Source organism: Ferruginivarius sediminum, from assembly GCF_003344765.1.
In the GTDB taxonomy this organism is placed as follows: domain Bacteria; phylum Pseudomonadota; class Alphaproteobacteria; order Kiloniellales; family Rhodovibrionaceae; genus Ferruginivarius; species Ferruginivarius sediminum.
The window spans coordinates 12,765-36,810 of the sequence record NZ_QPMH01000017.1 but is presented as its reverse complement, the minus strand read 5'-3'; the positions used below and the strand labels follow the sequence as shown (position 1 = coordinate 36,810).

Genomic DNA, 24,046 nt, shown 5'->3' with positions numbered 1-24,046 from the left:
CGGCCCCGAAAGTCTCCGGGGCCGCGGGTGACTCAATGTTGGTCCTGCGCCTCGCGATGCAAGCATTTCCGGGCAACGATGTCGCGCGCCTTCCGGAAGGCGGTCTCGGCATCCAGCTCGCTGGTGTCGAGGACATCGGCATCGTCAGCCGGCTTCAGCGGTGCCGCGTCGCGCCGGGCGTCGCGGGCATCGCGTGCCTGCATATCCTGCAGAACGCGCGCATATATACTCGCCTCGCCGCGGCCAAGCAACTCTTCGTGCCGCCGCCGCGCGCGTTCTTCCGGGCTGGCGGTCACGAACAGCTTCGCGCAGGCGTCCGGACAGACGACCGTGCCGATGTCCCGGCCGTCCAATACGGCGCCACGCTTTCCATCCGGCGGATGGTGCGCGAAATCGCGCTGAAACGCCAGAAGTGCCTTGCGCACCGCCGGAATCGCCGACACCTGCGAGGCAGCCTCGCCCACGCCCTCGCCTCGCAGATCGGGGCGCTCCAGGTCTTCCGGCGTCAACCCGGCCGCCATCGCGGCGCCCGCCGCCTCATCGCCCGGATCGCCACCCGAGGCCAGCAGCTTCGCGGCGACCGCACGATAGAGGCTGCCGGTATCCAGGCACGCCAGGTCGAACTCGACCGCCAGCCGCCGGGCCAGCGTGCCCTTCCCGGCCGCCGCCGGGCCGTCGATTGCGACGATGATGCTGTTTTCGGGCGCATTCGCCATGAACGCGAGCCGTATCCACTATGGGGTTGCCGGTGTTTCGCCGGGGGAACTAGCACAGCCGAACCGCGCACGCCATCGTGCCATTGCATGACGGCCTCCCACCCGCCGGTGTCTGGCGAACGATGACACGCGCCCTCGTGGCGGTTATCTCTGAGCCGCAACCCTTGGGGGCAAGTGCGGATGGCAGAGAAGGAACACTCGGTGGCGGCGCCGGCGGGTCCGGGACGCGAATGGAATTCCCGCGTCTGGCGTTTGGCGCTGCCGATCATCCTGTCGAACCTGTCGACGCCGCTTCTGGGCGCGGTGGACACGGCCGTGATGGGGCATCTGCCGGATGCCGCCTATATCGGCGGCGTGGCCATCGGCTCGCTGATCTTCAGCTTCCTCTACTGGGGTTTCGGCTTTCTGCGCATGGGCACCACCGGCTTCACCGCGCAGGCCTTCGGCGCCGGTGACATGCACGAACTGCGCGCCACGCTTGCCCGCCCGTTGCTTCTGGCGGTCGGTCTGGGACTGATGCTGATCGTTTTGCAGTGGCCCATCGGCCTGCTGGCCTTCCATCTGGTGGACGCCAGCCAGCAGGTGGAGGTCCTGGCCGGCGACTACTACGCGATCCGGATCTGGAGCGCGCCCTTCGCCCTGGTGAACTACACCGTGCTGGGCTGGCTGCTCGGCACACAGCGGGCGAAGCACGCGCTCGTGCTGCAGATCACGCTGAACGGCATCAACATCGTCCTGGACTTGTGGTTCGTGGTCGCGCTGGGTTGGACTATCGAGGGCGTGGCCCTGGCCAGCCTGCTGGCCGAGATCGCCGCCGCAGCGATGGGTCTTGGCCTCTGCGCCGTGATCCTGCACCGCGAGGGCGGGCGCTGGTCGTGGGCGCGTATCGTGGCGCGGGAACGGATGGTCGCCCTGTTCCGCGTCAACCGCGACATCTTCGTGCGCACCCTGACGCTGATCTTCGCCTTCGCCTATTTCACTGCCCGCAGTGCCGAGATGGGCGAGACGCGGTTGGCCGCAAACGCCATCCTCCTGCAACTGCAGAACTTCCTGTCCTTCGGCCTGGACGGCTTCGCCCATGCCGCCGAGATCCTGGTCGGCAGCGCGGTGGGCGCGCGCAGCCGCGACGCATTGCGCCAGGCGGTCCGGACATCCACGCTCTGGGCCCTCGCCCTGGCGGCGGGGGTTTCGCTGAGCCTGGCCATCGGCGGGCCGCTCATCGTGTCGTGGTTCACCTCACTGGCGGAGGTGCGGGCCGCCGCCCTGGCCTACCTGCCGTGGATGATCGCCTCGCCCTTCGCCTCGATATGGGCGTTCCAGCTCGACGGCATCTTCATCGGCGCGACCCGGACGACGGCCATGCGCAACGCGATGCTGATCTCGCTGGCCATATATCTCCTGGCCTGCCGGGCGCTGATCCCGTTGCTGGAGAATCACGGCCTGTGGCTGGCGCTGATGATCTTCCTCGCCGCGCGGGGCGTGACGCTGGGCTGGTGCTATCCGGCGTTGGAACGGGCAGTCGCGTCGGCGAAAACCTACTGATACCCCGCCCGTGCGAGCGCCTGCTGTATGTCCGCCTGCCTCCGATTCTCCGCGCGGTGCATCAGGACGCCGGCGATCACGACAGCAACGGTGACGATGGCGACAATGATCGTGGCCAGCGCGTTGATCATGGGGCTGACCCCAAGCCTCACCTTGGAGAACACCACCATCGGCAGTGTGGACGATCCCGGCCCCGAGACGAACGACGCGATGACGAGATCATCCAGCGACAGCGTGAAGGATAGCAGCCAGCCGGCGACCAGCGCGGGTGCGATGATCGGCAACGTGATCGTGAAGAACACCTTCCAGGGCCGCGCGCCAAGGTCGAGCGCCGCCTCCTCGATCGACACATCGACGCTGGACAGCCGGGACTGCACGATGACGGCGACATAGGCCAGGCAGAAGGTGGCGTGCGCGATGATGATGGTGGGCATGCCCCGGCTGCCGGGTATGCCCAGCCACTCCGCCGAGGTCACGAACAGCAGCAGCAGCGAGATGCCGATGATGACGTCCGGCATCACCAGCGGGCCAGTTATGAGCCCCGTGAACAGCGTCCGCCCCCGGAAGCGGCCATAGCGGGCCAGCGCCATGCCCGCCATGGTTCCCAACGTGACGGCGATACAGGCGGTAATAAAGGCGATGCGCAGGCTGAGGAAAGCGGCGGAGAGGATCTGCTCGTTCTGGATCAGCTCGCCGTACCACTTGGTCGAGAAGCCGGCCCAGACGCTCACCAGCTTGGATTCGTTGAAGGAGTAGACGATCAGCGACAGGATCGGCCCATAGAGGAAGGCGAAGCCGAAGACCAGGCAGGTAAGCACGAAGATCGACCGCCGCTGACCCATCGCCGCCCCGCCCCTATTCCAGCACGTCCTGGGTTTTCGCCTGCTGGCGCTGGAAGATCACGATCGGGATCACCAGCACCAGGATCAGGACGATCGTCACCGCCGAGGCGACCGGCCAATCTCGGTTGTTGAAGAACTCGTTCCACAGCACGCGCCCGATCATCAGTGTGTCGGGGCCGCCCAGCAGCTCGGGAATCACGAACTCGCCCACGGCCGGGATGAACACCAGCATCGACCCCGCCACGATACCGGGCAGCGACAGCGGCAGCGTCACCGACAGGAAGGCCTTCCACGGCTTGCAACCCAGGTCCGCCGCCGCCTCCAGAAGCGAGACGTCCATCTTCTCCAGGTTGGCGTAGAGCGGCAGGATCATGAACGGCAGGTAGCTGTAGATGATGCCGACATAGACCGAGAAATCGTTGTGCAGCATCGCCAGCGGCTCGGGGATGATGCCGAGCCACATCAAGACGTTGTTGATCAGGCCGTTCTGCTTGAGGATGCCGATCCAGGCATAGACGCGCAGCAGGAACGACGTCCAGAACGGCAGGATCACCATCAACAGCAACAGCGTGCGCGCGGTCGCCGGCGCCTTGGCGATGCCGTAGGCCATCGGATAACCGATCAGCAGGCACCCCAATGTCGAAATCAGCGCGATCTTCACCGAGTTCAGGTAGGCGATCCAGTAAAGCGGGTCCTGCAGCAGCCAGACGTAGTTGTCCAGGTACGCCTGCACCTGCGGCCACCAGCCCTCCGTCCAGGTCAGCAGCGGTGTGAACGGCGGCCGCGCGACGATCATCTGCGACAGGCTGATCTTCAGGACGATGATGAAGGGAACCAGGAAGAACAGGCCCAGCCAGATATAGGGCGCAGCGACGACCGCGCTCCGCCCTTTCAAAGGCAGCCGGCGCAGCGCGCGCCACGTGGCTTTGCCCAGGGCTGAAACCCTGCCATCAGACCGCGCCTGTTCCTTGCGTGCCGCGACGCTCATTCGCTCAGGATCAGCCCCACATTGGCGGTCCAGCTCAGCGTGACCCGAGCGTCCCAGTCGATTGGCCGCTCGATGGAGCGGAAAAGGTTCGTCTGCGTCACCTCGATCAGCGTGCCGTTGCCGATATCCACGCGGAACACCGAAGTGTCGCCCAGATACGCGATATCCTGGACCACGCCGTCGGCCGCGTTCCGCCGCCGCCCCTCTTTGGCGCCGCCCTCGCCGCGCGGCGCGATGGAGATCTTCTCGGGACGGACCGCCACCCAAACCGTCTGGCCCTGGGCGACGCGCGCCTGACTGGCAACTTCCAGCTCACCGCCGAATTGGGGCGATTCAACGACCACGAGATCGCCGTCGATGCTTCTCACCCGTCCCTCGAAAACGTTGATAGAGCCGATGAAGTCGGCGGTGAAGCGGGTGCTGGGAAACTCGTAGACCTCGCTCGGCGTGCCGACCTGCATGACCCGGCCCCGGTCCATCACCGCCATGCGGGTGGAGAGCGTCATCGCCTCTTCCTGGTCGTGCGTGACCACGACGAAAGTGACGCCCACCTCATCCTGGATGTTCATCAGCTCGAACTGCGTCTTCTCGCGCAGCTTCTTGTCCAGCGCGGCCAGCGGCTCGTCCAGCAACAGAAGCTTGGGACGCTTCACCAGGGCGCGGGCCAGGGCCACCCGCTGACGCTGGCCGCCGGAAAGCTGATGCGGCTTGCGCCTGGCCCAAGGGCCGAGTTGCACCAGCTCCAGCGCCTCGCCCACCCGCGCCTTCAACTCGGCCTTGGGCACGCTGTCCTGCTTCAAGCCGAATGCGACATTCTGCTCCACCGACATGTGCGGAAACAGCGCATAGCTCTGGAACATCATGTTGACCGGCCGCTCGTAGGGCGGCATCGCGGTCACGTCCTGGTCGTCGATCAGGATGCGCCCGCTGGTCGGCCGCTCGAACCCGGCCAGCATACGAAGCAGGGTTGTCTTGCCGCAGCCGGAGGCACCGAGAAGCGCGAACAACTCACTTCGAAAGATGTCCAGGCTGACGTCGTCGACGGCCGTGAACTCGCCGAACCTCTTGGTGACACCCTCGATTCGCACATAGGGACGGGCCTGCGGATCGCGCCAGGGCTCCAGCGTGCCGGCCGTCGCGGATGCCTCGGGCATGGGCTTGGGTCCTCCGCCCCAGGGGCGCCGGGATGCCCGGCACGGCCACCGCACTCGAAGGAACGGAGGGCCGCGCCGGCACCGGAAGGTTATATTGCCGCGCCTGCTACTGGCCAGTCTTCACCGCCGTCCAGGCCCGGGTCTGCAAGCGGTCGAACTTCGGCGGGTTCACCAGTGCTGGGTACAGGCGCTCCATGACCTCTTTCGGCGGATAGATCGACGGATTGTTCTTGATCTCCGGATCCACTTGCTCAAGCGCCGCTTCGTTAGCCGAAGCGTACCACACGTAGTTGACGTTCTGCGCGGCGACACCGGCGCGAAGGTTGAAGTTGAGCCACTTGTGCGCGTTCTCGGGATGCGGCGCGCCTTTCGGGATTGCCATGATATCCTGCCACAGCAGGGCACCTTCCTTCGGGATGATGTAGTTCACCTCGACGCCCTGCTCGGCGGCCGCGGCACGGTCGGCTGCAATGTAGACATCGCCGGACCAGCCGACGGCGAGGCAGATATCGCCGTTGGCCAGGTCGTTTACGTACTGAGAGGAGTGATAGTACTTGATGTGCGGGCGGATCTCGGCCAGCAGCGCCTCGGCCTTCTCTAGATCCTCCGTGCTGTTGGAGTTCGGATCCAGGCCCAGATAGTTGCGCGCGGCCGGAAACATCTCCTGTGGCGCATCCAGCATCGTCACGCCGCAATCCGCCAGCTTCGACACCACGTCCGGATCGAACACCAGATCCCAGGAGCTTGGCACCTCGCCGCCAAGGCGTTCCTTCACCATGTCGACGTTGTAGCCGATGCCGGTCGTGCCCCACATGTAGGGCACGCCGTACTGGTTGCCCGGATCCAGCTTCTGGAGCTGTTGCAGGATGTTGTCGTCGAGGTTGTCCCAGTTGGTAAGCTTGCTCTTGTCCAGCTTCTGGTAGATGCCGGCCTCGATCTGGCGGGCGAAGAAGGTATCCGACGGCACCACGATGTCGTAGCCGGCGCTGCCGGCCATCAGCTTGCCTTCGAGCACCTCGTTCGAATCGTAGACGTCGTAGTTGACCTCGACGCCGAACTCCTCCTCGAACTGCGGAATCGTGTCCTCGGCGATATAGTCCGACCAGTTATAGACGTTGAGGACCTTCTCCTCGGCCGCCTGCGCGCCCGACGCCAGCAGAAGCGCGGCGGCGGACAGGGCCAGCCCGCTACGGAAACCGTTGATCATCCTGCCTCCCAAGAATCCCGTCGTTCCGGGGCGATTCGACGTCCGGCGGCATCATTTCCGTCCGGTCCGGCCAGGGCCACCCCGCTCGTTCTGTTTTGTCTGTTATTCAGGCGATTGGCGTCGCCGTTGTCAATCTTGCGCCGGGGACGGCAGCGCCGACGACAAGGCGTCGATGACGGCGCCGGCACCGGCGATCGAATCCGCGGTCAGGACAGTGTAACTCTCGCCGGCCTCCGCCAACGCGGCATCGCGTTCCTCGGAGTCCGCCCCGAAGCCCGTCGATACGTGCAACCCGCCGGCAAGCCCGCCGCGCCGGCCTGCCACCACGTCCAGCCCCCGGTCGCCGACGATCCAGGACGCCGCAAGGTTCAACCCCATACAGCGGCCCGCGCGCAGCAGCATGCCGGGGTTCGGCTTCCGGTCGAGGTGGTCGGGATGCACATAGGGTCCGTCTCCGCCCGGCGTGAACGGGCAGGCGATCACGGCGTCGAAGCGCGCACCGGCGGCGGCAAGGTCGGTCTCGATCCGGGCCTGCGTGTCGCGGAAATCCTGCCAGCCATAATAGCCACGGCCGACGCCGGACTGGTTGGTCACCAGCACGACGGGCAGGCCCGCCGCATTCGCGGAGGCGATCAGCCGGGCGGCCCCGTCGATCAAGGCGACCTCTTCGGGCCGGTGCAGATAGGTGACCTCCTCCACCACGACACCGTCGCGGTCCAGGAACAGCGCCGGACGCCCCCGCGTTCGGACGGGGTCGACATGGGTCTTGATCTCGCACCAGGTGCCGTCGTCGACGAGGGGATATTCGCTTTCTTTCATGACCGCCTTACGTCCCCGCGCCTGACTCAGCGGCCACGCCGTTTTCCGCCGTTTCGTGCTGGCGCCGGGACTGCGCCTCGACGAACACGCGCGTGACCTCCGGGTGGGTCTGCTTGACCGCCCGCTCGATGCGGGTGACGGCGGCCTCGACGACCTCGCTGGCGATCCCGTCCTCGAAGTCAAGGCTAAGGTTCACCAGCACGTCGCGCGGACCCAGGTGCATCGTCAGCACCTCGTTCACGCGCTTCACCTCCGCCTGGGCCGTGGCCGTAGCGCGAACGCCGGCCACGACGTCCGGCAGCGCCGCCTCACCCACCAGCAGCCCCTTGCTCTCGTAGGCCAACATGGCAGCCGTCACGGCCAGGATACCGCCGATGACGAGCGAAGCGACAGCATCCAGTTCGGGCATGCCCAGCGCCTGCCCCGCCGCGATGCCGATGAATGCGGCGACAAGGCCCAGCATCGCCGCGCTGTCCTCGAAAAGTACCGTGAACACAGTCGGGTCCTTGCTGACACGTACGGCCTTGAAGTAGCCGTGCTCGCCCTTGGTTGCGCGGAATTCCTTGAAGGCGATCCACCAGGCAACGCCCTCGAACACCATGGCGACGGCCAGGACAGCGTAGTTGACCAGAGGATTGGTGACCGTATGCGGATGCGCAAGCTTGTCGATGCCTTCGTAGATCGATACTCCCGCGCCGACCCCGAAGATCAGGATGGCGACCACGAAGGTCCAGAAATACAGCTCCATTCCATAGCCGAAGGGATGCCGTGCATCGGCTGGGCGGCCAGCGCGCTTGATACCATAGAGAAGGAGGCCCTGGTTACCGGTATCGACCAGGGAATGGACACCCTCCGACAGCATGGCCGAACTGCCCGTCACCGTCGCGGCGGCGAATTTGGTGATGGCGATCAGCGCATTGCCGATCAGCGCGGCATAAATGACCTTCTTCGATGTCGCCGAGGCCATGGCCTTTCCTCGCCGGTGGCTGAATGGGTTTCGCGCGGCCAGGCCGCCGGCGGACCGTACCACGGCTCTGCGCACAGACCGATGACTCGCTGCGATTACACGCCATAGTAATCCCGGAACCACGCCACGAAACGCGGGATGCCCTCGTCTATCGGCGTGCGCGGATCGAAGTCCAGATCGCGGCGGGAGGCTTCGATGTCGGCATAGGTTTCCTTGACGTCGCCCGGCTGCATCTCGACGAGTTCCTTGCGCGCCTCGCGCCGGCAGGCTTTCTCGATCACCTCGATGAAGCGCGGCAGAGGTTCCGCCCGATGATTGCCGAGATTATAGATGCGATGCGCCCGTCCCGCGTCGTCCGGCTTTGGCGGCCGTCCGGCGGCAGCCAGGACGCCTTCGACGATGTCGTCGATGTAGGTGAAGTCGCGCTTCATTTCGCCGGAGTTGAAGACCTGGATGGGGGTGCCTTCCAGGATCGCCTTCGTGAAACTGAAATACGCCATGTCGGGCCGGCCCCACGGCCCGTAGACCGTGAAAAAGCGCAGGCCGGTCAGCGCCATGCCGTAGAGATGCGCGTAGGTATCGGCCAGCAGTTCCCCCGAACGCTTGGTGACGGCGTAGACGGAAACCGGTCGCTCGACCGGGTCGCCGACGGCGAAGGGGATTTTCGTGTTGCCACCATAGACCGAGGAGGAACTGGCATAGACGATGTGCTTCAGCCGGGGCAACCGGCGGCTTGCTTCCAGTACGCCGATCTGTCCGCGCACGTTGGCATCGGCGTAAGCCCAAGGATTTTCCAGCGAGTAGCGCACGCCCGCCTGCGCGGCGAGGTGGATCACGGTCTCGATATCCGGAGTGGCGTCCACGAGTTCGAACAGCGGCGCGGGGTCGGCGATGTCGAGGCGGTGAAACGCGAAGCCGTTTCGGCCCTCAAGCCGGTCCAGGCGCGCTTGCTTCAGCGCCGGGTCGTAGTAGTCGTTCACACTGTCGACGCCGACAACACGCTCGCCACGGTCCAGAAGCGCGTTCGCTACATGAAAGCCGATGAACCCGGCCGCGCCGGTAAGAAGAACGGTCATGCCGGAGCCTCGCGTGATGGGCGGTGGCTGCTATAGCCTGGCAACGCAAGCTGCGACAAGAGCCGGGGCGCCGGCGCCCAGACACCTAAGCCGCCGAAGAGCCGCCTCGTCCAGGCTCTCGCGAGATGGACGGCTCCTCGCCCGGCGTCCCGCCGCCCGCACCCTTCTTTGTCTTCTTGAGCCGCGTGGAGCGCAACTGGCCCGAGGCATCGACGATCGGATAGGCGACCGCCGTCAGGTGCGAATTGATACGTTTCAGGTCGCGCAGGATGTCGAGATGCAGGGCCGAGGTTTCGATGCTCTCGACCTTGCCTTCGCGAAGACGCTCCAGATGGCGTTCGCTCGCCTCGCGTTCCAGATCGCGGAGATGTTCCTTTTCGGCGATAAGCTGGCGCGATGTCTCCACATCCTTGGAGACGAAGACCCCCATCGCAAGCTGCATGTTCTGCACGACCCGTTCGTGCAGCCGCGTCAGTTCCCGCCACCCCTCCTCGGAGAATTGCTGGCGCTTACGTATTTTCTTCTGCGCCAGCTCCAGCAGGTTCTTCTCGATGATGTCGCCGATGTGCTCCAGGTTCGTGGTGAAGGTGATCAACTCCACGCACCGCTGGCTGTCCGCGTCGTCGAGCGCGTTGCGGCTGACCTGGGTCAGATAGAGCTTGATCTCCTCGTGGAGCCTGTCCACCACATCGTCGCGCTTGGCGATTTCGCCCAAAAGCTTCTCGTCGTCGTCCCGGAACACGTTCATCGTATCCCGCAGCATGATCTCGACGATATCCGCCAGGCGCATGACCTCGCGCGTGGCGCAGGCAAGCGCGACGGGCGGCGTGTCGATTGCCGTGTCGTCGAGGTAGCGGGGACGCTCTTCGGCCTCGCCCTGGCTTTCACCCTCGGGGAGAAGGCGGCTGACCACGCTCTCCATCACGCCGGTCAGCGGCAGGAACACCGCGGCGAGCAGCACATTGAAAGCGGTGTGGACGTTAGCGATCTGCCGCGCCGGCTCGGGATCGATCATCGCCACGTACGGAATGACCAGACCGGCGAACGGCAACGCCGCCAGCGCCCCCATCGCTCGGAACAACAAGTTCCCCGTCGGGACCCGCCGCGCCAGCGGGTCGCCGCGCAGACTGAGCACAAAGGGGATCAGGCCCGAGCCGACGTTGGCGCCCAGGACGAGCACGACCCCCAGCTCCAGTGGAACCACACCCGTCATCGTCAGCGACATGACAAGCAGGACGGTCGCGACGCTGGAGTGCGCAAGCCACGCCAGGATAGCCCCAAGCGCCAGGGCAAGGATCGGATCCGCCCCCAACGGATCCAGGACGGCACGCAGCGTCTGACTATCGCGTAACGGTTCGGAGGCACTGACGATCAGTTGCAGCGACAGCAGCATCAAGCCAAGGCCGATCAGGATCCGGCCGATCTGCCGGCGCCGCATCGCCGAGGACGCCATGAACGCGACCACCCCCGCCAGGATCAGCAATGGGGTCACCGCGCTGATGTCGAAGGACAGCACCTGAACGACGAGTGTGGAGCCAAGGTCCGCGCCCAGCATCACCGCCAGGGCCGGCCCGACGGCCACAAGCCCGCGGCCGACAAACGAAACGAGCAGCAAGGCCGTGGCGGTGGAGCTTTGCAGAAGGCCGGTGACGCCCAGCCCCATGGCGAAGGCTTTGGCCCGGCTCTTGGTCGACTGACCGAGCCAGAACCGGATCCGCGAGCCGAACGCGCGAAGGATCCCCGTCCGCACCATCCGCGTTGCCCACAGCAACAGCGCCACCGCCCCGCCGATGTTCAGCAGGATCTCATGTCCGGAAACGATGGTCTGCGGGTCGCTCACTCTCTGTCTTTCCTGTTCACATCACCCTAAGGCGCCCCTGAACCGGCGGAATCGGACCTTCCGCCAATCCGGGGGCCATTGCGGACGAACGCGCCGTCCGCGGTCAAAACGGTGTTCGTCAAACGCCGATCCGCGTGAAGCATACGCCAGTTCAACGCCTCCCTCGCCATTTCCAGGGCTATGCCGCGGTAAGCCCGGTCGTCGGCCAAATTGCGCGCCTCAAGCGGATCTTCCTGCATATCGTGCAATACTGGAGGCAGTGCCGTGAAATGCACGTATTTGTAGCGGTCGTTTCGAAGCGTCATCAACGTGCACTGGTCGGACGTCAGGCCCAGCATCGTTTCCGGGCGCTGGGAAGCGACGTCCCGGAAATCGAACTCCCAATGGGCCGCCTCCCGCCAGGTTCCGGGCTGCTGCCCGCGCGTGAAGTCCAGCAGCGAACGGCCGTCGCACTCGGCCGGCACGTCAAGGCCAATCCAGTCCAGCAGCGTCGGCATGATATCCACCGCCTCGGTAAAGCGCTTGACTGTCACACCTTTGGCCTCTCTGGCCTCGCGTTGGGGGTTGCGAACGATCAGCGGAACGCGGAAGGCCGGATCGAAGTATCCCTCCTTGCCGAAAAGCCACCGGTCCCCGAGCAATTCGCCATGGTCCGAGGTGATGACGATCAGCGTTTCGTCCAACTGTCCGGTGTTCTCAAGGTGCGAGACCAGACGGCCAACGTGATGGTCCACCTCGGCCAGCAGGCCGTAATAGGTTGCCATGACTTGCCGCAGCTCGCGCTCCGGCAGCCCGGCCATATCCACATCGTGGCCGGTGTAGACGCCCGGCCGCCCGTGCTTGTGTTGCAGCCAGGCCAGCAGTGGGTGTGCCTTCGCTTCCTCCTCGCGACTCAACGGGCGTGATGGCAGGGGAACGTCCGCGGGATCGACGAGGCTGCGCCATGGCTCGGGCGCGATAAGCGGCGGATGCGGGCGCAGGAAGCTGACATGCGCGAACCACGGCTCGTTCCGGCGAGGCGTCAGGTATTCCAAGACCCGGTCCGTCAGGAACGCGGTATCCGAATGCTCGGCGTCGTAGATGGGCCGGGGCGCGTCCTCGCCACCAAGCGCATAGCCGGCGCCCCCATCGACCGGCTGATAGGCTGCCAGCGGCCCATCCTCAAGCGGGTAGCCCAGACGAACCAAGCTGTCGCGCCACGGCCCGCCATCCTCCTGGATCTGACAGCCAACCCTGAAGCCCGGCAGCACGCCCTCGAACGTGGTGAGCGCCGGGTCGCCCGTCGCGTGGCGCGTTGGATCGGCGCTGGTGTCGGTATAGCCGAAGAGCATCGGGTCATAGCCCGCGCGCCTGGCCTCCAGCGCCAGATTGCGATGACGCGAATCGAGGGGGGTGCCGTTGCGAACCGAGCGATGGTTCATCTGGTACAGGCCGGTCAGCAGCGATGCGCGCGACGGCCCGCACGGACTGCACTGGGCGAAGTGATTGAGGAAGAGGGCGCCATCGGCGGCAAGCCTGTCGAGAGCCGGCGTTCGCGCGCAGGGATGTCCCACCGCCGACATTGCATCCGCCCGCCACTGGTCGATCGTGATGAAGAGGACCTTGCCGCGCGGTGTCGTCGCTGCGTGGTCCCTACGCGTGTTCGCCATGCTTGCCTTGCCTGTTTCGTGGTTCGCGCTGCCAAATGAAGCTGCCGTGGCTCGTCATCCGCATCGGCACCAGGATCAGCGCCCCAATGCGTCCCCGTGCGCAGGCATGGGCCCGTGCGCAGGCATGGGGACGAGTGAAACCCGGGATTGTCAAGCGCACGCGGCCCAAACCATCCGACCAGCATCCATTTCCGTAAAGACCACTTTAGCCCCCCGGCCAATTCCGATGCTTCGGGAACAAGCGCAATGTCCGCTCAACACTGCGAAATCTTCTTCCAGCCTCCGCTCATGTCCAAGAGAGCAGATCCCGGCGCTTTCCGCGAAGCGGGTTGACAGACTTCGAGAATTCGCCGCATTACAGAACGAAACACCGATGAAAAAAGACCTTCGGACTGAACCATGGGAGGACCGGATGGCAGAGATCGACCGACTTAAAAACCTGCTCAGCAAGGGAATTATTTCGAGGCGTGAATTCATGGTGGCAGCGGCTGCCGCCGGCATCAGCGCTTCGAGTGCTTCGCTGATCGTTCCTTCGCCGGCTTACGCGGCGCCGAAGCGCGGCGGCCATTTCCAGCTGGGCCTGGGCGCCGGGTCGACCACGGATTCGCTCGATCCCGGCCGCTATCTCGACATCTACATGCAGACCGTCGGGCACTCGCTGCACAACTTCCTGACCGAGGTCACGGAGGATGGCGAGCTTGTCGGCGAGTTGGCCGAAAGCTGGGAAGCCTCGTCCGACGCGACAGAATGGACATTCAAGCTGCGCAAGGGCGTGACGTTCCACAATGGCAAGCCGCTCGAGGCCGAGGACGTCGTCGCCTCGTTCAACCACCACCGCGGCGAGGATTCGCAGTCGGCCGCCAAGGGTATCGTCGATCCGATCAAGGATATCCGGGCCGACGGCAAGGACACCGTGGTGTTCACTCTGGAGGCCGGCAACGCCGACTTCTCCTACATCACCTCGGACTACCACCTGCCGATAATGCCGTCGAAGGATGGCAAGGTGGACGCCACCTCTGGCGTCGGTTGCGGCGGCTATGTGCTGAAGAAGTTCGATCCCGGCGTGGAGACGGTCGTCGAGCGCAATCCGGATTACTGGAAAGACGACCGCGCCTGGTTCGACCAGATCACCTTCGTGGCCATCAAGGACGTCGCGGCACGCACCAATGCCCTGCGCACCGGCCAGATCCACGCCATGGACCGCGCGGACCTGAAGACCATCAACCTTCTGGAGCGCGATCCCAGCCTGAACATCCTCTCGGTGACGGGCAGCCAGATTTACACCGTCCCGATGATCACGACGGCGGAGCCGTTCAACGACAACAACGTCCGCCTTGCGCTGAAGCACGCGGTCGACCGCCAGGAACTCGTGGACAAGATCCTGCAAGGCTACGGCCGGGTGGGTAACGACCAGCCGATCGGACCGTCCTACCGCTACCACGCCGACCTGCCGCAGCGGGAATACGACCCCGAAAAGGCGAAGCACTACCTGAAGAAGGCCGGCATGGATTCGCTCACGGTCAACCTGAGCGCGTCGGACGCCGCCTTCGTCGGTGCCGTCGATGCCGCCGTACTCTACAAGGAGCATGCGGCGAAGGCCGGCATCAACATCAACGTCGTGCGCGAGCCCTCCGACGGCTACTGGGAAAACGTCTGGATGAAGAAGCCGTGGTGCATGTGCTACTGGAGCGGACGTGCCACGGCGGACTGGATGTTCTCCATCGCCTATGCCGAGGACGCCAACTGGAACGACACCGACTGGAAGCATGACCGCTTCAACAAGCTTCTGAAGGAAGCGCGCTCGGAACTCGACGGGAACAAGCGCGCCGAGATGTACGCGGAAATGCAGACCATCGTGCGCGACGAAGGCGGTGTGGCCCTTCCGGTGTTCGCCGACTACGTCAACGCCGCCGCAAAGAACGTGGCGACCGGCAAGATCGGCAACAACTGGGATATGGACGGTCTTCGGGTCGCCGAGCGCTGGTGGTTCAAGGACGCCTGATTCCTTGATCGCAATCGGCTTCGGCTAATGAACAAAGTCCTCGTGATGGTGGCCCAGCGCATTGCGCTGGGCCTCCTGACCCTGTTCGTCGTTTCCGCCATCATCTTCCTGGCGGTGGAGTTGCTGCCGGGCGACATCGCGACCGAGATCCTCGGCCAGACGGCAACACCCGAAACGGTTGCCGCAATCCGCCGGGAACTCGGGCTCGATCAGCCGGCCTATATCCGATATTTCGAATGGCTTCTGGGTGTCGTTCAAGGCGACTTCGGCCGCTCGCTCGCCACCGACCGGGAAATCACGGAACTCATCGGCGCGCGCCTCCTGAACACCCTGTTCCTGGCGCTGGTCGCGGCCGCTGTCTCGGTGCCGCTGGCAATTGGCCTGGGGGTCATGGCGGCGTTGTATCGCAACTCTACGTTCGACCGCTCGGTCAACATCTTCACGCTATCGGCGATCTCCATGCCGGAGTTCTTCATCGCGTACATGTTGATCCTGTTCTTCGCGGTTCGCATCGGATGGTTCCCCAGCCTGTCCAAGGTGGACCTTGATCAGCCGCTTTTTGATCGCCTCTACGCGGTGGCGCTTCCAGCGGTCACGCTGACGCTGGTGATCGTCGCGCACATCATGCGGATGACACGGGCGACGATCATCAACCTGATGTCCAGCCCGTTCATCGAGATGGCCACGCTGAAAGGGCTACCGCCCTGGCGCATCGTCGTGCGCCATGCCTTGCCGAACGCCTGGGCGCCCATCGTCAACGTGGTGGTGATCAACCTCGCTTACCTGATCTCGGGCGTCGTCGTGGTCGAGGTGGTCTTCGTCTACCCCGGCCTGGGGCAGCTCATGGTGGACTCGGTTGTCAAGCGCGACCTGCCGGTCGTGCAGGCGTGCAGCCTGATCTTCGCGGCGACGTACATCGTTCTCAACCTGACGGCCGACATCCTGTCGATCGTCAGTAATCCAAGGCTTCTGCATCCGAGATGACGGAGAGCACCCCGACAAAGGCGGCCGATCCGGCCCTCGACGGCCCGGCGGACACGCTGGAACCGCCGCCGGCCCGGATTCACGGCTGGCGCGCGGCATGGCGCGAACTGGTGAAGGCCCCGTTGACCGGCAAGATCGGCCTGGTGATCGTCCTGGTGTACATTTTCACTGCCATCTTTGCGCCGGTGCTCGCGCCCTACGGCGAGACGGAGGTCGTGGGCAAGCAGTTCCAGCAATGGAGCAGCGCCCACCCTCTGGGCACCGACAACCTGGGCCGCGACGTCCTGACCCGAATGATCTACGGCGCCAGGAACACCGTGGGCGTGACGTTTCTCACCACCTGCCTGACGTTCGTCATCGGCGCCGCGACCGGCCTCCTCGCCGCGGCGGTCGGCGGCTGGACGGACCAGATGCTGTCGCGAATCGTCGATGTGCTGATGGCAATCCCGCTGCTTATTTTCGCCCTGCTGCTGCTGACTATCTTCGGCACCTCGATCCCGATGCTGGTGCTCATCGTTGCGGTCCTGGAATCGACACGGGTGTTCCGCCTGACGCGCGCGGTGGGTATGAACATCGTGGTCATGGACTATGTCGAGGTGGCGAAGCTGCGCGGCGAGGGGCTGGGATGGGTCATGGGCCGCGAGGTGCTGCCCAACATCCTCTCGCCGCTGTTCGCGGAGTTCGGGCTCAGGTTCTGCTTCATCTTCCTGCTGATCAGCGCGCTCAGCTTCCTTGGGCTGGGCCTTCAGCCGCCCACGGCGGACTGGGGCTCTATGGTGCGGGAGAACGCGATCCTGATCACCTTCGGCGATTTCACGCCGCTGCTTCCGGCCGCCGCCATCGCGGTGCTGACGATCGCCGTGAATTTGATCGTGGACTGGTTCCTTCACAAGACGAGCGGTCTTCGCGATGACCACTAACGGGAATTCCGGCCCCGCCGAGCCGCTCCTGCAAATCCGCGGCCTCAGGATCGAGGGGCAGAGCCAGGAAATCTGGCAGGAGATCGTCAAGGGCATCGACCTGACGCTGCAAAGGGGCGAAATCCTGGGCCTGATCGGCGAATCCGGGGCCGGCAAGTCGACCATCGGCCTCGCGGCGCTGGCGTTCGCACGTGGGGGCTGCCGGATCACCGGAGGCGAGGTGATCTTCGATGGCGAGGATCTTCTGAAACTGCCCGAACGCCGACGGCGCGCCTATCGCGGCAAGCGCATCGCCTATGTCGCGCAAAGCGCCGCCGCGGCCTTCAACCCGGCGCACCGGCTGATCGACCAATATATCGAGACGGCGGTGACTCACGGCGTGATGAGCGAGAAGCAGGCCCGACAGGAAGCCGTCGAGCTTTATCGCCAGCTCCAGCTTCCCGATCCGGAAACCTTCGGCCAGCGCTACCCCCACCAGGTTTCGGGCGGCCAGCTTCAGCGGGCGATGGTCGCCACCGCCATGGCTTGCAAGCCTGACCTGCTGGTCTTCGACGAGCCGACCACGGCCCTCGACGTCACGACGCAGATCGAGGTGCTGGCGGCGATCAAGGACACGGTCCGGAAGTACGACACGGCCGCCATCTATATCACCCACGACCTTGCGGTGGTCGCCCAGCTTGCCGACCGGATCATGGTCCTGCGCTATGGCGAACTCGTGGAAGAGGGCAATACGCGGGAACTGCTGGAGAACCCGCGGAAGTCCTATACCCGCAAGCTCCTCGCCGTTCGCGGACTGCGGAAGGACGAGGAAAGGGGCGAGACAAGCCTGCTGACGATCAGCAACATTTCCGCCGCCTACGCACGCTCGGCGATGGTTCTGCGCGATGTCTCCATCCGCGTGCCCGAGGGGCGCACGGTCGCGGTCGTCGGCGAATCCGGCTCGGGCAAAAGCACGCTTGCCCGCGTCATCACCGGACTGCTGCCGCCCCTCGAAGGCTCCATCTCTCTGCGGGACCAGGTTCTTCCGGCGACGCTGAGCGCTCGCAACAAGGACACGCTGCGCCGCGTGCAGATGATCTACCAGCTTCCCGATACGGCGCTGAACCCACGGCAGCGAGTGCGCGACATCATCGGCCGTCCCCTGCAGTTCTACCTTGGCCTCACGGGTCGAAAGCGCCGCGAACGGGTGAAGGAACTGCTGGAGATGACCGAACTGGACGAGCGCTATCTCGACCGCTACCCGGCGGAGCTTTCCGGCGGGCAGAAGCAGCGCGTCTGCATCGCCCGGGCGCTTGCCGCGGAGCCCGACCTGATCATCTGCGACGAGGTGACCTCCGCCCTCGACCAGCTCGTGGCCGAGCACGTCCTTCGGCTGCTGCTGCGGCTGCAACGGGAGTTGAAGGTGTCCTACCTCTTCATCACCCACGATCTGGCAACCGTGAATGCCATCGCCGACGACGTCGTGGTCATGTGCGAAGGCCGGATTGTTGAACAGGGACCGAAGACCGAGGTCTTCACGCCCCCGCACGAGGATTACACGCAGATTTTGCTGGATTCCGTGCCGGAGATGGACCCCGACTGGCTCGACCGCGTTCTGGAAGAGCGAAAGACCGTTCCGGCTGCCTAAGAACCGCGAGCCGAAAGCCGCGTTACATGAACGACCCAAGCGTGGCTCAACCGGTTCGGGGCTGATCGATCAGCCATCGCCAGACAAGATCGGCATCGCCCGGTCCGAGCCTGCCGCTGTCGCGGACCAGCCAATGGCCGGCAGAGGTGCGAAGCTCCACCGACGACAGGCGTTTCAGCGACCCCTCGCGCAGGCTTCCATCGGCCAGCGGGAGCGAGGCCAGTAGTACGCCCGCCCCCGCCTTCGAGGCCTCCAGCGCGGAAATAAAGCTGTCGAACCGCAACGCTGGCGGGCCTGGCGGCGGCACCCCGGCGAACGCACACCACTCGGACCATCCGACACGCGCACCCGCGATTGCGATTGCCGGCAACCGCGTCCAGTCCGCTTCCTTCTTGAGCAGTGCCGGCGCGCATACGGGCGACAGGACCTCGGCCAGCAACGGCGCCTTGTCCGCACCCGGCCAATCGCCGTCGCCGTAGCGAATCTCGATATCTGCGTTCTCAAGCTCGTAATCCGCCGGCCTGTGGATCGCCGCAATGGACAGACTGAGCCTTGGCGCGGCTGCCTCCAGCCCGGGAAGACGCGGAGCGAGCCAGAGCGCAACGAAGGAGGCGGGCGAGGCAAGCGTGATCGTCCGCCGGCGGTCCGTGCCGAAGAGGTCCCTTGTCGATCTGGCTAGCGCGCTGAATGCAGCGTGCACGTGCGGCAGGTAGGCTGCGCCGTCCGCCGTCAACTCCACGCCCCGGGCCAGCCTGTGGAACAGCTCGGTTCCCAGCCTGCTTTCGAGCTTCCTGATCTGCTGGCTGACCGTGGCCTGGGAGAGGCCAAGCTCTTGCGCGGCACTGGTGAAGCTTTCCAGCCGCGCCGCCGTCTCGAACGCACGCAGCCAGGCAAGCGGGGGAAGCGGTTGCAGGTCGCTCGGCACAGGCATTGAAAAATTTATCCCAATGACCTCAAACACATTATTTCATTTCGCAGCTTCGCATATCTATCCTCCACCGCAAATCCAGACATTGGCCGGAGGTGCTGACGTGTCCGAACTACACGGCGTGGAGATCCTGGACGGCGGCAAGGCCGTGCGGCTGGAATGGAGCGACGGCATGACGGCGCGCTTCCATGCCGTCTGGCTGCGCGACCACGCGCTCGACCCGGGAACCAAGGCGCCCGGGAACGGACAGCGGTTGATCACGGTCCTCGATATCCCCGGCGATACGCACATTGTCGCGGCGAACATCACACCGGATGGCGGCCTCGCTCTGACCTTCGCACCGGAGGACAAGCCGGCGACGTTCCCGGCGGACTGGCTGAGGACTCACCGTTACGACGTGGCGATGCCCGGCGGACGGGGATGGACACCGCACGACATCGCCCGCTGGGACTCGGAGCTCGCGGAATCCATACCCACGGAGACCTACGACGCGGTCAGGAGCGATGAGAACGCCCTGCACCGGTGGCTTGGCGCGGTTCGCCGCTATGGCTTCGCCAAGATGACCGGGATGCCGGCCGAAAGCGGGGCCATCTGCGATGTCGTCGAGCTGTTCGGCTTCGTGCGCGAGACGAACTATGGCCGCTGGTTCGAGGTCCGCTCCGAGATCGACCCGGTGAACCTCGCCTATACGGGCCTCGGGCTGCAGGTGCACACCGATAATCCGTACCGGGACCCGGTGCCCACGCTTCAGCTTCTTGCCTGCCTGGAAAATTCCGCCGACGGCGGCGACTCGGTCGTGGTCGACGGCTTCAAGGCGGCGGAAATCCTGCAGCAGGAGACGCCGGCGCATTTCGACCTTCTCACCGCTCACGCCGCGCGCTTCACCTACGCCGGCTCGGCGGATGTACACCTGTCGGCGAAACGCCCGATGATCGAGCTTGGCCCCGACGGCGAACTGCGCGCCGTGCGCTTCAACAACCGCTCGGCCGGGCCGCTCACCGATATTCCCTTCGAGGCGATGGCGGACTACTACGACGCCTATCGTCACTTCGCCGAGATCCTGGAACGGCCTGATCTCAAGGTGTCGTTCAAGCTGAGGCCCGGCGAGCTGTTCATCGTCGACAACACCCGCGTCATGCATGGCCGCAACGCCTACGCCGGGACGGGAACCCGCTGGCTGCAGGGCTGCTACGCCGACAAGGACGGCCTTCTCTCCAAACTTGCCGCCGGCGAACGCAGGACGAAGGAGCTTCAGGCATGAGCTTCAACACACTGAACCGAGAGAACATCGTCGACTTCATCGCCAATATTTTCGAGCGACGAGGCGCCGAATCCTATCTGGGCGAGCGCGTGACGATGGCCGAGCACATGCTCCAGAGCGCCAGATTGGCCGAGATGGAAGACGCCGGTGACGAACTGATCGCCTCGGCGCTGCTGCACGACATCGGCCACTACACGAACGAGTTCCCCGAGGATGCCCTTGAGAAAGGTCAGGACAACCACCACGAGGATGCGGGTCCGCAAGTGCTGGCGGCATTCTTCCCGCCGGCTGTCACCGAGCCGATCCGCCTGCACGTCGCCGCCAAACGCTACCTTTGCGCGGTGGACCCGGATTACTTCGGGCGCCTGTCCGATGCCTCGGTCCATACCCTGAACCTTCAGGGCGGCCCGATGAGCGAGGACGAGGTCGACGCGTTCCGCGCCAATCCCCACCATCGCAACGCGGTCCGGATGCGTATCTGGGACGACGACGCCAAGGTTCCCGGCCAGACCACGCCGGGCTTCGACCACTACGCCCCCCTATTGCAGCGCGTCATCGACCTGTACCTGGAATGACGGGGCGCCCTCCATTTCCGTGGTAGCCGACGGGACGCACCGGCGGTGCGCCCCGTCTCAGCAGGCATTCAAGTCCTGGCCAGTTCCGCGGTGTCGATCGGCAGGCGGCGAATGCGTTTTCCGCTTGCCTGGTAGAGCGCGTTCGCAAGGGCGGGTGCGAACGGCGGTACGCCCGGCTCGCCGACCCCGCAGGGCCGGTGGTCGGTGTAGTCCTCAACGATATGGACCCGCACGTCGAGCGGCGCGTCCGAAATCCGCGAGATCGGGTAATCGTGGAAGTTGCTCTGCTCCACGGCGCCTTGCTTGGTGGTGATCCTGCCGTGGCGGGCGACCGTGTTGCCATAGACCGTCGCACCCTCCATCTGCGAGCGAACCCGGTCGGGATTGACGTAGCGGCCGCAATCGACGGCGACGTCGACCTGCGGAATCGAGAAGTTGCCGTCGTCCTGCACGGCGACATGCACCGCCGTCGCCACGTAGCTGTGGAACGAACGGTGACAGGCAATGCCCAGGCCGTGGCCCCGCGGCAGGGATTTGCCCCATCCCGACTTGTCCGCCGCGACCCGCAGCACGTTCGAGAGCCGGCCCGTCATGATCGGCCAGTCGGCAATCGGATCGCCATAGTTGAAATAGTCCTCGACGCCGTCGGCTGTCAGATCAAGGTTGGTCGGCTCCCCGATCAACTCCAGCAGCAGCTCGACGTGGTCGCGCCCGGTGGTCTCCGCCAATTCGTTGACGAAGCAGTTCATGGCGAAGGCGTGCTGGATATTGTTCACCGAGCGATACCAGCCAATCCGCAGGTGCGCCCTCGCCTCGCCGTTCTCGATCCGGATGTTGGGAACGGCGTTGTACGGCATATCGACAAGGCCCAGGCCGTTTTCCAGCGAGGAACCCACGTTGCGTTCCGGTTCCCAGAGCGTCATCAGCGAGGGGTAGGCCGCGCTCTGACGCCAGGCCGTGACCTTTCCGGAGTCGTCGACCGCCGCCTTCAAGTTCTGGGCGCAGCACGCATGATAGTAGCCCTGCTGGATCTCGTCCTCGCGCGTCCATTGCATGCGCACCGGCGCGCCGACGCGTTTCGAGAGAATCGCTGCCTCTGCGGCAAAGTCCGGCTTCGACTTCCGGCCGAACGCGCCACCCAGCAGCGTCACGTTGCACGCGACATCCGCCTGGTCGATGCCCAGCGCTTCGGCCACGTATTGCCGCGTCTCGTTGGGCGCCTGCGTGGCGGCCCAGATACGCACCGGCGTCCTCGTGGCGTCCACCACCGCGACCGGCGGTTCCATCGGCGTATGGATGAAGTACGGCACGTAGTAGTCGGCCTCGTGGACCTTCGCGGCCCCGGCGAAGGCCCCGTCGGGCTCACCCCGCTCGCGGATGACGTGACCGCCCGCCCGTGCGGATTCGATAAGCTGCGACTCGTAGGTGTCGGTATCGTGGCTTTCGTTCGGCCCCGGCTCCCAGTCGATCTTGAGCTTGCCACGCCCCTGCATGACCGACCAGGTGTTGGCCCCGATCACCGCGACGCCGCCCAACGGACGGAACTCGGCCGGCCTGTCGCCCAGCGGCGGGATTTCGATCACCTGCTCCACGCCCGGCACTTCGAGTGCCTCGGTCGCGTCGAAGGTTTTGGCGCGACCCCGGTAGACGGGACACCGCGCCACCACGGCGATCTTCATGCCAGGCAGGCGCACGTCAGCGCCATATGTGGCACCGCCGGTCGTCATGTCGTAGAGATCGACGATCGGCAAATCGCGGCCGATGTACTTCCACTCCGACGGGTCCTTCAAGCGAGGCGCGCCATCACCGCCCGCCGGTTCCAGTTCAGCCGCCGCCTGCGCCAGTTCGCCGAAGCCGAGGGAGCGTCCACTCCCTGTGTGGTGTACCCGGTGATCGCGGGCGTAGACGTCGCCACGATCGACACCCCACTGCCGGGCGGCCGCGCGCTCCAGCAGGTCGCGCGCCTGGGCGCCCATCTCGCGCATGATGGTGAAGTGGTGGCGGATGCTACGGGAGCCGTCGGTGTTCTGGTTGTCCTTGTACTTGTAGCGGCTGGGATCGCCGGGCGCCTGCCATACCGACACACGGCTCCAGTCGGCCTCCATCTCGTCCGCCACGATCTGCGGCAGGCCGGTTCGCACGCCCTGTCCCATCTCGGAGCGGTGGCATACGATGGCGACCGATCCGTCGGTGTCCAGCGAGACGAACACATTGGGCTCGAAAGCACCAGTGCCGACGCTCGTCGCGGCGACGGCGGCATTGATCATCGGCCGGCCCACGATGCGCGCGCCCAGCACGAGCGCGCCGAAGCCGCCCGCACCCTTCAGCATGCTGCGGCGGCTGACGTTCACGATGCGCGTCATGACTAGACCTCCTCCGCCGCCGTCTTCACGGCGGCCAGGATGCGCTGGTAGGTGCCGCAACGGCAGACGGCGCCTGACATGCCCTCGACGATCTCTTCGTCGGAGGGATTCGGGTTTTCCGCCAGCAAGGCGGCGGCCTGCATGATCTGGCCGGTCTGGCAGAAGCCGCACTGCGGCACGTCATGCTGACGCCAGGCCCGCTGGACTGGATGGTTGCCGTCTGGATGGAGGCCCTCGATCGTCGTCACCTCCTGCCCCGCGGCGTCGGCGACCGTGGTAAGGCAGGATTGCCGTGCGCTGTCGCCGACGTGAACGATACAGGCACCGCACAGGCCGACACCGCAGCCGTATTTGGTCCCTGCAAGGCCGATCTCGTCGCGCAGATACCAAAGCAGCGGCATGTTCGGATCGCCGTAGTACGCACGGCGGACCCCGTTGACCTTCAATTCGATCATGGAACACCTCTCTGGTTCGACAATCCGGAATCGCTTCACCCCGTCGTTGAATACGACAGGACGCGCCAGCCGGCGTTCACGGCCCGGACACTCGAGACGTTAACCATTGTGCGACCGAAGTTCGGGATAGG

General features: G+C 65.2%; 20 protein-coding genes. 7 read left to right on the top strand and 13 right to left on the bottom strand.

Annotation, left to right across the window (positions count from 1 at the left end):
- Positions 1-32: 32 nt before the first annotated feature.
- The gene (gene cmk / locus DRB17_RS15360; RefSeq protein WP_114583106.1) at positions 33-716 is read right to left on the bottom strand and encodes a (d)CMP kinase; all 684 of its coding nucleotides are present in this window, start codon (positions 714-716) and stop codon (positions 33-35) included.
- Between the two features lie 180 nt (positions 717-896).
- On the opposite strand from cmk, the gene DRB17_RS15355 reads away from it, so the two are divergent.
- Entirely contained in the window at positions 897-2,258 is a 1,362-nt protein-coding gene (locus DRB17_RS15355; protein ID WP_114583105.1) for an MATE family efflux transporter, read from the top strand.
- Here the strand turns inward: DRB17_RS15355 and DRB17_RS15350 are convergent.
- From DRB17_RS15350 to DRB17_RS15310, 9 genes are all read right to left on the bottom strand, one after another.
- Complete coding sequence (locus DRB17_RS15350; protein WP_114583104.1) at positions 2,252-3,100, bottom strand: ABC transporter permease subunit; 849 nt, start codon at positions 3,098-3,100, stop codon at positions 2,252-2,254. The genes DRB17_RS15355 and DRB17_RS15350 overlap by 7 nt on opposite strands.
- Before the next feature lie 13 nt (positions 3,101-3,113).
- Positions 3,114-4,088, bottom strand: coding sequence for an ABC transporter permease subunit (locus DRB17_RS15345; RefSeq protein WP_114583103.1), 975 nt, complete (start codon positions 4,086-4,088; stop codon positions 3,114-3,116).
- Complete coding sequence (locus DRB17_RS15340) at positions 4,085-5,242, bottom strand: ABC transporter ATP-binding protein (protein ID WP_114583102.1); 1,158 nt, start codon at positions 5,240-5,242, stop codon at positions 4,085-4,087. Before DRB17_RS15340 ends, DRB17_RS15345 begins: the two co-directional genes overlap by 4 nt.
- Before the next feature lie 106 nt (positions 5,243-5,348).
- Entirely contained in the window at positions 5,349-6,449 is a 1,101-nt protein-coding gene (locus DRB17_RS15335) for a polyamine ABC transporter substrate-binding protein (RefSeq protein WP_114583101.1), read from the bottom strand.
- A 129-nt stretch (positions 6,450-6,578) separates the two neighbouring features.
- Complete coding sequence (locus tag DRB17_RS15330) at positions 6,579-7,268, bottom strand: D-glycero-alpha-D-manno-heptose-1,7-bisphosphate 7-phosphatase (protein ID WP_114583100.1); 690 nt, start codon at positions 7,266-7,268, stop codon at positions 6,579-6,581.
- A 7-nt stretch (positions 7,269-7,275) separates the two neighbouring features.
- The gene (locus tag DRB17_RS15325) at positions 7,276-8,235 is read right to left on the bottom strand and encodes a cation diffusion facilitator family transporter (RefSeq protein ID WP_114583099.1); all 960 of its coding nucleotides are present in this window, start codon (positions 8,233-8,235) and stop codon (positions 7,276-7,278) included.
- Positions 8,236-8,330: 95 nt separating this feature from the next.
- Positions 8,331-9,311 carry an NAD-dependent epimerase/dehydratase family protein gene (locus DRB17_RS15320; RefSeq protein WP_114583098.1) on the bottom strand — a complete coding sequence of 327 codons (981 nt, stop codon included), beginning with the start codon at positions 9,309-9,311 and terminating at the stop codon, positions 8,331-8,333.
- Between the two features lie 85 nt (positions 9,312-9,396).
- Positions 9,397-11,151, bottom strand: a complete 1,755-nt coding sequence (locus DRB17_RS15315) for a Na/Pi cotransporter family protein (protein WP_241503859.1) — start codon at positions 11,149-11,151, stop codon at positions 9,397-9,399.
- Positions 11,152-11,177: 26 nt separating this feature from the next.
- Positions 11,178-12,800 carry an alkaline phosphatase family protein gene (locus DRB17_RS15310; RefSeq protein ID WP_114583097.1) on the bottom strand — a complete coding sequence of 541 codons (1,623 nt, stop codon included), beginning with the start codon at positions 12,798-12,800 and terminating at the stop codon, positions 11,178-11,180.
- A gap of 412 nt (positions 12,801-13,212) precedes the next feature.
- Here DRB17_RS15310 and DRB17_RS15305 point away from each other — a divergent pair, with 412 nt between their 5' ends.
- From DRB17_RS15305 to DRB17_RS15290, 4 genes are read left to right on the top strand one after another with little or no spacing between them, the layout of a single operon-like run.
- A complete protein-coding gene (locus tag DRB17_RS15305; protein ID WP_114583096.1) occupies positions 13,213-14,802 on the top strand; it encodes an ABC transporter substrate-binding protein in 1,590 nt (529 codons plus the stop codon).
- A 27-nt stretch (positions 14,803-14,829) separates the two neighbouring features.
- A complete protein-coding gene (locus tag DRB17_RS15300) occupies positions 14,830-15,786 on the top strand; it encodes an ABC transporter permease (protein WP_114583095.1) in 957 nt (318 codons plus the stop codon).
- Positions 15,783-16,706, top strand: coding sequence for an ABC transporter permease (locus DRB17_RS15295; RefSeq protein ID WP_114583094.1), 924 nt, complete (start codon positions 15,783-15,785; stop codon positions 16,704-16,706). The genes DRB17_RS15300 and DRB17_RS15295 overlap by 4 nt, the downstream gene beginning before the upstream one ends.
- Entirely contained in the window at positions 16,696-18,333 is a 1,638-nt protein-coding gene (locus DRB17_RS15290) for an ABC transporter ATP-binding protein (RefSeq protein WP_114583093.1), read from the top strand. The genes DRB17_RS15295 and DRB17_RS15290 overlap by 11 nt, the downstream gene beginning before the upstream one ends.
- 46 nt (positions 18,334-18,379) lie before the next feature.
- Here the strand turns inward: DRB17_RS15290 and DRB17_RS15285 are convergent, their stop codons facing one another.
- Entirely contained in the window at positions 18,380-19,264 is an 885-nt protein-coding gene (locus DRB17_RS15285) for a LysR family transcriptional regulator (RefSeq protein ID WP_114583092.1), read from the bottom strand.
- A gap of 100 nt (positions 19,265-19,364) precedes the next feature.
- Here DRB17_RS15285 and tmpA point away from each other — a divergent pair, with 100 nt between their 5' ends.
- A complete protein-coding gene (gene tmpA / locus DRB17_RS15280) occupies positions 19,365-20,522 on the top strand; it encodes a 2-trimethylaminoethylphosphonate dioxygenase (protein ID WP_206607917.1) in 1,158 nt (385 codons plus the stop codon).
- Complete coding sequence (locus DRB17_RS15275) at positions 20,519-21,097, top strand: phosphonate degradation HD-domain oxygenase (RefSeq protein ID WP_114583090.1); 579 nt, start codon at positions 20,519-20,521, stop codon at positions 21,095-21,097. Before tmpA ends, DRB17_RS15275 begins: the two co-directional genes overlap by 4 nt.
- Before the next feature lie 68 nt (positions 21,098-21,165).
- On the opposite strand, the gene DRB17_RS15270 is transcribed toward DRB17_RS15275, so the two are convergent.
- Both DRB17_RS15270 and DRB17_RS15265 read right to left on the bottom strand, forming a co-directional pair.
- Entirely contained in the window at positions 21,166-23,460 is a 2,295-nt protein-coding gene (locus tag DRB17_RS15270; RefSeq protein ID WP_114583089.1) for a xanthine dehydrogenase family protein molybdopterin-binding subunit, read from the bottom strand.
- A 2-nt stretch (positions 23,461-23,462) separates the two neighbouring features.
- Positions 23,463-23,915: a (2Fe-2S)-binding protein gene (locus DRB17_RS15265; protein WP_114583088.1), complete on the bottom strand. Its 453-nt coding sequence runs from the start codon at positions 23,913-23,915 to the stop codon at positions 23,463-23,465.
- Positions 23,916-24,046 lie beyond the last annotated feature (131 nt).